This window comes from Streptomyces sp. NPDC090442 (assembly GCF_044769405.1).
Lineage (GTDB): Bacteria > Actinomycetota > Actinomycetes > Streptomycetales > Streptomycetaceae > Streptomyces.
In genome coordinates this window covers 243350-252169 of the sequence record NZ_JBIVXW010000003.1, presented here as the reverse complement: position 1 = coordinate 252169, position 8820 = coordinate 243350, and the positions used below count along the sequence as shown (strand labels likewise).

At 70.1% G+C, this 8820-nt stretch carries 10 protein-coding genes; 2 read left to right on the top strand and 8 right to left on the bottom strand.

The genetic code is table 11. The features are described from left to right. Positions 1–161: 161 nt before the first annotated feature. The 8 genes from ACIQU6_RS04500 to ACIQU6_RS04465 are packed head-to-tail and all read right to left on the bottom strand — an operon-like array spanning position 162 to position 6826. Positions 162–497: a metal-sulfur cluster assembly factor gene (locus ACIQU6_RS04500; protein WP_033270552.1), complete on the bottom strand. Its 336-nt coding sequence runs from the start codon at positions 495–497 to the stop codon at positions 162–164. Continuing rightward, the gene (gene sufU, locus ACIQU6_RS04495; RefSeq protein WP_018536854.1) at positions 494–952 is read right to left on the bottom strand and encodes a Fe-S cluster assembly sulfur transfer protein SufU; all 459 of its coding nucleotides are present in this window, start codon (positions 950–952) and stop codon (positions 494–496) included. Before sufU ends, ACIQU6_RS04500 begins: the two co-directional genes overlap by 4 nt. Before the next feature lie 53 nt (positions 953–1005). Then, positions 1006–2262, bottom strand: a complete 1257-nt coding sequence (locus ACIQU6_RS04490; RefSeq protein WP_403480129.1) for a cysteine desulfurase — start codon at positions 2260–2262, stop codon at positions 1006–1008. Continuing rightward, positions 2259–3023 carry a Fe-S cluster assembly ATPase SufC gene (gene sufC, locus ACIQU6_RS04485; protein ID WP_274916314.1) on the bottom strand — a complete coding sequence of 255 codons (765 nt, stop codon included), beginning with the start codon at positions 3021–3023 and terminating at the stop codon, positions 2259–2261. The genes ACIQU6_RS04490 and sufC overlap by 4 nt, the downstream gene beginning before the upstream one ends. 7 nt (positions 3024–3030) lie before the next feature. Further along, entirely contained in the window at positions 3031–3348 is a 318-nt protein-coding gene (locus tag ACIQU6_RS04480) for a non-heme iron oxygenase ferredoxin subunit (RefSeq protein WP_066973495.1), read from the bottom strand. Beyond that, entirely contained in the window at positions 3345–4529 is a 1185-nt protein-coding gene (gene sufD / locus ACIQU6_RS04475) for a Fe-S cluster assembly protein SufD (RefSeq protein ID WP_403480128.1), read from the bottom strand. The genes ACIQU6_RS04480 and sufD overlap by 4 nt, the downstream gene beginning before the upstream one ends. A 60-nt stretch (positions 4530–4589) precedes the next feature. Then, a complete protein-coding gene (sufB, locus tag ACIQU6_RS04470; RefSeq protein WP_403480127.1) occupies positions 4590–6011 on the bottom strand; it encodes a Fe-S cluster assembly protein SufB in 1422 nt (473 codons plus the stop codon). Further along, the gene (locus ACIQU6_RS04465) at positions 6008–6826 is read right to left on the bottom strand and encodes a helix-turn-helix transcriptional regulator (protein WP_403480126.1); all 819 of its coding nucleotides are present in this window, start codon (positions 6824–6826) and stop codon (positions 6008–6010) included. The genes sufB and ACIQU6_RS04465 overlap by 4 nt, the downstream gene beginning before the upstream one ends. Before the next feature lie 202 nt (positions 6827–7028). On the opposite strand from ACIQU6_RS04465, the gene ACIQU6_RS04460 reads away from it, so the two are divergent. Both ACIQU6_RS04460 and ACIQU6_RS04455 read left to right on the top strand, forming a co-directional pair. Beyond that, on the top strand, positions 7029–7991 hold the full coding sequence (locus tag ACIQU6_RS04460) for an ABC transporter ATP-binding protein (protein ID WP_403480125.1): 963 nt from the start codon (positions 7029–7031) through the stop codon (positions 7989–7991). Beyond that, positions 7988–8782: an ABC transporter permease gene (locus ACIQU6_RS04455; RefSeq protein WP_403480124.1), complete on the top strand. Its 795-nt coding sequence runs from the start codon at positions 7988–7990 to the stop codon at positions 8780–8782. Before ACIQU6_RS04460 ends, ACIQU6_RS04455 begins: the two co-directional genes overlap by 4 nt. The last annotated feature ends 38 nt before the right edge of the window (positions 8783–8820 follow it).

Below are 8820 nucleotides of genomic sequence, written 5' to 3'. Positions count from 1 at the left end.
ATCTAAACATGGCCGTGGCTACCTCGCTACCCCCTTGTTGCGTCGGGTTAAACACCCCCCGGCGGGGGGGGCGCCCCCCCCCCCCCCCGGGGGGGGCCGGGGGGGGCCCCCGCCCCCCACGGCCGTGGCACCGAGCGCGGCGCGGGGCCGCTCGGGGTGCGTCAGACGTTGAAGCCGAGCGCGCGAAGCTGCTCGCGCCCGTCGTCGGTGATCTTGTCCGGGCCCCACGGCGGCATCCAGACCCAGTTGATCTTCAGCTCGTTGACGATCCCGTCCGTGGCGGACTTCGCCTGGTCCTCGATGACGTCGGTCAGCGGGCAGGCCGCCGAGGTCAGCGTCATGTCGATGGTGGCGATGTTGGCGTCGTCGATGTGGATGCCGTAGATCAGCCCGAGGTTGACGACGTCGATGCCCAGCTCGGGGTCGACGACGTCGTACAGCGCCTCGCGGACCTCCTCCTCGGAGGCCGGCTTGGTGGTGGTCGGGGTGTCGGTCATGCGGTCTTCGCCTCCTGGGAAAGGGCCTTGGCCGTGGCGTCCTTCCAGGCCATCCAGCTCAGCAGGGCGCACTTCACGCGCGCCGGGTACTTCGAGACGCCGGCGAACGCGACCGCGTCCTCCAGCACCTCCTCCATGGCGTCGTCCGGCTCCACCTGGCCCTTGGACTGCATCAGCTCCAAGAAGGTCTCCTGGATCCGCTGCGCCTCGCCGAGCTCCTTGCCGACCAGGAGGTCGTTGAGCACCGACGCACTGGCCTGGCTGATCGAGCAGCCCTGCCCCTCGTAGGACACGTCCTCGATCGTGGTGCCGTCGTACTTCACGCGCAGCGTGATCTCGTCGCCGCACGTGGGGTTGACGTGGTGCACCTCGGCGTCGCCGTCCCGGAGCCCGCGCCCGTGGGGGTGCTTGTAGTGGTCCAGGATGACGTCCTGGTACATGGAATCCAGCTTCACGACTTAAGTCAGTCCTCGTCCTCGTCCGCTGTGTCTGGTCACCGCGGTATTCATCAACCGAAGAAGTTGCGGACGTGTTCCAGGCCCTCGACCAGGGCGTCGACCTCGGCCGGGGTGGAGTACAGGTAGAACGACGCCCGCGTGGTCGCGGGAATCCCGTAGCGCAGGCAGACCGGGCGCGCGCAGTGGTGACCCACCCGGACGGCGATGCCCTGCTCGTCCAGCACCTGGCCGACGTCGTGCGGGTGGATGTCGCCGAGCGTGAAGGAGATCGTCGCACCGCGGTCCTCGGCCGTGCTCGGGCCGATGATCCTCAGGTCGGGGACCTCCAGCAGCCGCTGGACGGCGTACTCGGTGATCACGTGCTCGTGGCGCGCGATGTTCTCCATGCCGATCGAGGAGAGGTAGTCCACCGCGGCGCCGAGACCGACGGCCTGGGCGATCGGGGGCGTACCGGCCTCGAACTTGTGCGGCGCCGGGGCGTAGGTGGAGGAGTGCATCGAGACGGTCTCGATCATCTCGCCGCCACCGAGGAACGGCGGGAGGTCCTCCAGCAGCTCCTGGCGGCCCCACAGCACGCCGATGCCGGTCGGGCCGCACATCTTGTGGCCGGTGAAGGCCACGAAGTCGGCCCCCAGCGCCTGGACGTCCAGGACCATGTGCGGCGCGGCCTGCGAGGCGTCGACGACCACCAGCGCGCCGACTTCCTGGGCGCGCCGGACGATCGCCTCGACCGGGTTGACGGTGCCCAGGAGGTTGGACACCAGGGTGAAGGAGACGACCTTGGTGCGGTCGGTGATGACCTCGTTGATGTTGGTGAGGTCCAGCCGGCCGTCGTCGGTGAGGCCGAACCACTTCAGCTTCGCGCCGGTGCGCTGCGAGAGCAGCTGCCACGGGACGATGTTGGAGTGGTGCTCCATCTCCGTGATGACGACCTCGGTGTCGCGGTCCACGCGGTAGGGCTCGTCGGCCCAACCCAGCATGTTGGCAACGAGGTTGAGCGACTCCGAGGCGTTCTTGGTGAAGATCACCTCGTCGCGGCTCGGCGCGTTGACGAAGGCGGCGACCTTGTCGCGGGCGCCTTCGTACAGCGCCGTGGCCTCCTCGGCGAGCACATGCACGCCGCGGTGGACGTTGGCGTTGTGGCGTTCGTAGTAGGCGCTCAAGGCGTCGAGGACCTGGCGCGGCTTCTGGGACGTCGCCGCGTTGTCCAGGTACACGAGCTTCTTGCCGTCGTGGACCAGGCGGTCCAGGACGGGGAAGTCCTTGCGGATCGCCTCGGTGTCGAGGAGGCCCGGCAGCAGTGTCACGCGGTCGTACCACCCTTCACGTAAGCCTCGTAGCCCTCGGCCTCCAGCTTGTCCGCCAGCTCCGGGCCGCCGGACTCGGCGATCCGACCGTTGGCGAAGACGTGGACGTGGTCGGGCTTGATGTAGCGCAGGATGCGCGTGTAGTGGGTGATGAGCAGGGTGCCCACCTGACCGGTCTCGCGGACGCGGTTGACGCCCTCGGAGACGACCCGCAGCGCGTCGACGTCGAGGCCGGAGTCGGTCTCGTCGAGGATCGCGATGGCCGGCTTCAGCAGTTCGAGCTGGAGGATCTCGTGGCGCTTCTTCTCACCGCCGGAGAAGCCCTCGTTGACGTTGCGCTCGGCGAACGCCGGGTCCATCTGGAGGCGCTCCATGGCCTCCTTGACCTCCTTGACCCAGGTGCGGAGCTTGGGGGCCTCACCGCGGATGGCGGTGGCGGAGGTGCGCAGGAAGTTGGAGACCGAGACGCCGGGGACCTCGACCGGGTACTGCATGGCGAGGAAGACGCCGGCCCGGGCGCGCTCGTCGACGGACATCTCAAGGACGTCCTCGCCGTCGAGGGTGACTGTGCCGCCGGTGATCGTGTACTTGGGGTGACCCGCGAGGGAGTAGGCGAGCGTCGACTTGCCGGAGCCGTTGGGGCCCATGATGGCGTGCGTCTCGCCCTGCTTCACAGTCAGGTCGACGCCCTTCAGGATCTCGCGCGGGCCGTTCTCGGCCTCGACGGAGACGTGCAGGTCGTGGATCTCAAGCGTTGCCATGGGTGACTCAGGACTCCTGGGTGACGGAGACGAGCACGTCGTCCCCTTCGATCTTTACGGGGTATACGGGGACGGGGCGCGTCGCGGGAAGACCGGACGGCTTGCCGGTACGCAGGTCGAAGCTGGAGCCGTGCAGCCAGCACTCGATCGAGCAGTCCTCGACCTCGCCCTCGGAGAGCGAGACGTTGGCGTGCGAGCAGATGTCGTTGATCGCGAACACCTCGCCCTCGGTGCGCACGAGCGAGACCGGCGTGCCGTCGATCTCCACCCGCTTCGGGGTGTCCTCGGCCAGCTCGCTCAGTGCGGCCACGCGTACGTAGCTCATGCCGCTGCCGCTTCCAGCTCGGCCTCGACCTTGCTCATCAGGCGCTCCTCGACGTCCGGGAGGCCGATCTGCTGGACCAGCTCGGCGAAGAAGCCGCGCACGACCAGGCGACGGGCCTCGTCGGCCGGGATGCCGCGGGCCATCAGGTAGAAGAGCTGCTCGTCGTCGAACCGGCCGGTCGCCGAGGCGTGGCCGGCGCCGACGATCTCGCCGGTCTCGATCTCCAGGTTGGGCACCGAGTCCACCCGCGCGCCGTCGGTGAGGACGAGGTTGCGGTTGAGCTCGTAGGTGTCGGTGCCGGTGGCGGCCGCCTGGATCAGGACGTCGCCGATCCAGACCGCGTGCGCGTCCTGGCCCTGCAGCGCACCCTTGTAGGTCACGTGGGAGCGGCAGTTGGGGGTGTCGTGGTCGACGAAGAGGCGGTGCTCCTGGTGCTGGCCGGCCTCGGTGAAGTACAGGCCGTAGAGCTCGGCCTCGGCACCAGGGCCGGCGTAGTCGATCCGCGGGTGCAGGCGGACCAGGTCGCCGCCGAAGGTGACGACCACGGACTTGAAGCTGGCGTCCCGGCCGACCAGGGCGTTGTGCTGGCCGCAGTGGACGGCGTCGTCGTCCCAGTCCTGGACGGAGACCACGGTCAGCTTGGCGCCGTCGCCGAGGAGGTAGTCGACGTTGGCGGCGAGCACGCCGGAGCCGGTGTGGTCGATGACCACGACGGCCTCGGCGAACGCGCCCAGCTCGATGACCTGGTGGCCGAAGGCGGTGCCGCCCTCGCCGTGCACCTTGATCCGGATCGGCTCGCTGAGCACCGTCTCCTTGGGGACGGAGACCACCGACGCCTTCTCGAAGGAGCTGTACGCCTGGGCGGCGATCCGGTCCACCGGCTTGCCGGCCTTGCCGACCCGCGGGTCGGCGCGGTCGACGAGCTCGTGGGTGACGCCCTCGGGCGCGGTGATGTCCACCTTCAGGTCGGGGCCGCCGGCCTCGGCCGTGCCGTCGTGCAGGCCCTTGAGGCGGGCCAGCGGCGTGAACCGCCACTCCTCCTCGCGACCGTGCGGCACCGGGAAGTCCGCCACGTCGAAGGACGGCGGGGCACTCATCCGGGTGGCGACGGTGGACTCCGCGGCCACCGCGACGGAACCGGCGGTCGTGGACCCCAGCGGGATGTTCTGAGCCTCAGCCATGGCTGTCGTCTAGCTCGCTTTCTGCGTTCTTGAGAGTCAGTCGCTGCGTGCGGCCGCCGGTCAGCCGACCGCGCCTTCCATCTGCAGCTCGATCAGCCGGTTGAGCTCCAGCGCGTACTCCATCGGCAGCTCGCGGGCGATCGGCTCGACGAAGCCGCGCACGATCATCGCCATCGCCTCGTCCTCGGACAGGCCGCGCGCCATCAGGTAGAAGAGCTGGTCCTCGCTGACCTTGGAGACCGTCGCCTCGTGGCCCATGGACACGTCGTCCTCGCGGACGTCCACGTAGGGGTAGGTGTCCGAGCGGGAGATGGTGTCCACCAGCAGGGCGTCACACAGCACGTTGGACTTGGAGCCCGCGGCGCCCTCGCCGATCTCGACCAGACCGCGGTAGGAGGTCCGGCCGCCGCCCCGCGCCACCGACTTGGAGACGATGTTGGAGGAGGTGTTCGGCGCCATGTGGACCATCTTGGAGCCGGCGTCCTGGTGCTGGCCCTCGCCGGCGAAGGCGATGGAGAGGGTCTCGCCCTTGGCGTGCTCGCCCATGAGGTAGACCGCGGGGTACTTCATGGTCACCTTGGAGCCGAGGTTGCCGTCGACCCACTCCATGGTCGCGCCCTCGTAGGCCACGGCCCGCTTGGTGACCAGGTTGTAGACGTTGTTCGACCAGTTCTGGATGGTCGTGTAGCGGCAGCGGCCGCCCTTCTTGACGATGATCTCGACGACCGCGGAGTGCAGCGAGTCCGACTTGTAGATCGGCGCGGTGCAGCCCTCGACGTAGTGGACGTAGGCGTCCTCGTCGACGATGATCAGCGTCCGCTCGAACTGGCCCATGTTCTCGGTGTTGATCCGGAAGTAGGCCTGGAGCGGGATGTCCACGTGGACGCCCTTGGGCACGTAGATGAACGAACCGCCGGACCAGACCGCGGTGTTCAGCGACGCGAACTTGTTGTCACCGACGGGGATGACCGTGCCGAAGTACTCCTGGAAGAGCTCCGGGTGCTCCTTGAGCGCGGTGTCGGTGTCCAGGAAGATGACGCCCTGCTTCTCCAGGTCCTCGCGGATCTGGTGGTACACCACCTCGGACTCGTACTGCGCGGCGACACCGGCGACCAGGCGCTGCTTCTCCGCCTCGGGGATGCCGAGCTTGTCGTAGGTGTTCTTGATGTCCTCGGGCAGGTCCTCCCAGGAGGCGGCCTGCTTCTCGGTGGAGCGGACGAAGTACTTGATGTTGTCGAAGTCGATGCCCGACAGGTCGGAGCCCCAGGTCGGCATGGGCTTCTTGTCGAACAGCTTCAGCCCCTTGAGGCGCAGCTTGAGCATCCACTCCGGCTCGTTCTTCTTCGCCGAGATGTCGCGGACGACGTCCTCGGACAGGCCGCGCTTGGCGGCCGCGCCGGCGGCGTCGGAGTCGGCCCAGCCGTATTCGTAGTTGCCCAGTCCCTCAAGCTCAGGGTGAGCAGTCTCCGTGGGGAGCGTCATGCGGGGTTCCTCCCGGCCGTGCTTGCAGATGCTGTGGTGGTCTGTGTGGTGCGCTCACCGCTGCGGTGAGCCGCCTTGCCGGCGCCGGCCTTCGGGACGAAGGTCGTGCACACCCCGTCGCCATGGGCGATGGTGGCGAGGCGCTGTACGTGGGTCCCGAGCAAACGGGAGAAGACCTCGGTCTCCGCCTCGCAGAACTGCGGGTACTGCTCGGCGACGTGGACGACCGGGCAGTGGTGCTGGCAGAGCTGTTCACCGAGCTGGGGATTGGGCGCACTGCGCGCCGTAGCAGCGTACCCGTCGGCGGTCAATGCCTTCGCGAGGGCCCTGGTGCGGGCCTCGGGCTCGGCGCTCTCGACCGCCTCGCGGTACCCCTCGGCCTGGGCCGCCAGCCGTGCGCGGGCGAACGCGGCGACCGCCGCCTCGCCCTTGGCTCCGCCGCCCGCGCCCTGCGCGATCCAGCGCAGCGCATCGGCGGCGAGGTCGTCGTAGGACTGGTCGAAGGCGTCCCGGCCGCAGTCGGTCAGGGCGAACGCCTTGGCCGGGCGGCCGCGGCCGCGGGCACCGTAGACCCGCTTCTCGCGGGGCTCCACGACGCCCTCGGCGGCCAGGGCGTCCAGATGACGGCGGACGGCGGCCTGGGTCAGCTCCAGGCGGAGGGCCAGCTCGGCCGCGGTGGACGGACCGTGGTCGAGGATGGAGCGGGCGACGCGGTTGCGCGTGCCGCGCTGCTCGTCGTGTGCGGGCGCGGACGGAACCGGGCCGGCACCCTGCCGGGCGGCTGGCCTCTTCCGGTCCTCGCTCGCGTTTTTCACAACGCCATTGTTGCGTAATTCGTCAAACCGATTCAAGCCTGCGCGGTGTCACCGACCGGTGGCCTCCGTCACTAAGGGTTACCTAATTACGGGGGTGCCCGTCACGCTCCGGAACCAACACCCGTCCCGCCTGCGCAGGGCCGCCGAACCGGGCCTCGGCCCCCGCTCCCGGCGCCCCGCCCCGCTCCGTAGACTGCCCGGCATGCCCAGCACCTCCCCCGGGGGCGACGCCCGCCCCTCCGGTCGCGAACCCGCCGTCGAGGTCGTCGGCCTGGTCAAGCGGTACGGGACGAAGACCGCCGTGAACGGGCTCGACCTCACCGTCGCGCGCGGCACCGTGACCGCCGTCCTCGGCCCCAACGGCGCCGGCAAGACCACCACGATCGAGACCTGCGAAGGCTACCGCCGCCCGGACGCCGGCACGGTCCGCGTCCTCGGGCTGGACCCGGTCGCCGACGCCGCCGCGCTGCGCCCCAGGATCGGCGTGATGCTCCAGTCCGGTGGCGTCTACGCCGGCGCCCGCGCCGAGGAGATGCTGCGGCACACCGCCACCCTGCACGCCCACCCGCTCGACGTGGGGCTGCTGATCGACCGGCTGGGGCTGGGCAGCTGCGGGCGCACGCCCTACCGGCGGCTCTCCGGCGGCCAGCAGCAGCGCCTGGCGCTGGCCATGGCCGTGGTCGGCCGCCCCGAGCTGGTCTTCCTCGACGAGCCGACCGCCGGCCTCGACCCGCAGGCCCGCCGCGCCACCTGGGACCTCGTCCGGGAGCTGCGCGCGGACGGCGTCGGCGTGGTGCTGACCACCCACTTCATGGACGAGGCCGAGCAGCTCGCCGACGACGTCGCGATCGTCGACGGCGGCCGGGTCGTCATCCAGGGCAGCCCGGAGGAGCTGTGCAAGGGCGGCGCGGAGAACAGCCTGCGCTTCAGCGGCCGCCCCGGTCTGGACGTCGCCTCGCTCCTCAAGGCGCTGCCCGCCGAGTGCGTCGCCGCCGAACTGACCGCCGGCACCTACCGCGTCCAGGGCCGGATCGATCCGCAGCTGCTGGCCACCGTGGCCTCGTGGTGCGCCCAGAACGGGGTGATGCCCGACGCGATAGCCGTCGAGCGGCACACCCTGGAGGACGTCTTCCTGGAACTGACCGGCAAGGAGCTGCGCGCATGACCGCCGTCGAGACCGGTGCCGGCGCCGCGACCGGCACGTTCGCCCCGCGCCCCGGGGCGGCCCCGCTGCCCCGGATGATCCGCGCGCAGGCCGCGCTGGAGACCAGGATGCTGCTGCGCAACGGCGAGCAGCTGCTGCTGACGGTCATCATTCCGACGCTGCTGCTGGTGCTGTTCTCCGCCGTCCGCATCATCGACACCGGCGCCGGGAAGTCGGTGGACTTCCTCGCCCCGGGCATCCTCGGACTCGCCGTGCTCTCCACGGCGTTCACCGGACAGGCCATCGCCACCGGCTTCGAGCGGCGCTACGGCGTGCTCAAGCGGCTGGCCGCCTCGCCGCTGCCGCGCTGGGGGCTGATGACCGCGAAGACCTGTGCGGTACTGGTCACCGAGGTCCTCCAAGCCGTGCTGCTGACCGTGGTCGCCCTCGCGCTGGGCTGGTCCCCGCAGGGCAACCCGTTCTCCGTGGCCCTGCTGCTCCTGCTCGGCACCGCCGCCTTCTCCGGCCTGGGGCTGCTGATGGCCGGCACCCTCAAGGCCGAGGCCACGCTCGCCGCCGCCAACCTCGTCTTCCTGTTGCTGCTCGTCGGCGGCGGGGTGATCGTCCCGCTCACGAAGTTCCCCGAAGCGGCCCAGCAGGTGCTCCAGTTCCTGCCGATCTCGGCGCTCTCGGACGGCCTGCGGGAGGTCCTCCAGCACGGCGCCGGGCTGCCCTGGGGCGACGTCGGAATCCTGGCGGTCTGGGCGGTCGTCGGCCTGGGCGCCGCGGCGAAGTTCTTCCGCTGGGAGTGACCGCAGGTCAACGCCGGGGATCGGCCGCCGGACGGCAC

What these genes read in the sequence shown, in the direction of transcription:
- ACIQU6_RS04500 (WP_033270552.1), bottom strand. Translation starts at nt 497, where the DNA reads ATGACCGACACCCCGACCACCACCAAGCCGGCCTCCGAGGAGGAGGTC.
- sufC (WP_274916314.1), bottom strand. Translation starts at nt 3,023, where the DNA reads ATGGCAACGCTTGAGATCCACGACCTGCACGTCTCCGTCGAGGCCGAG.
- ACIQU6_RS04480 (WP_066973495.1), bottom strand. Translation starts at nt 3,348, where the DNA reads ATGAGCTACGTACGCGTGGCCGCACTGAGCGAGCTGGCCGAGGACACC.
- sufD (WP_403480128.1), bottom strand. Translation starts at nt 4,529, where the DNA reads ATGGCTGAGGCTCAGAACATCCCGCTGGGGTCCACGACCGCCGGTTCC.
- sufB (WP_403480127.1), bottom strand. Translation starts at nt 6,011, where the DNA reads ATGACGCTCCCCACGGAGACTGCTCACCCTGAGCTTGAGGGACTGGGC.
- ACIQU6_RS04460 (WP_403480125.1), top strand. Translation starts at nt 7,029, where the DNA reads ATGCCCAGCACCTCCCCCGGGGGCGACGCCCGCCCCTCCGGTCGCGAA.
- ACIQU6_RS04455 (WP_403480124.1), top strand. Translation starts at nt 7,988, where the DNA reads ATGACCGCCGTCGAGACCGGTGCCGGCGCCGCGACCGGCACGTTCGCC.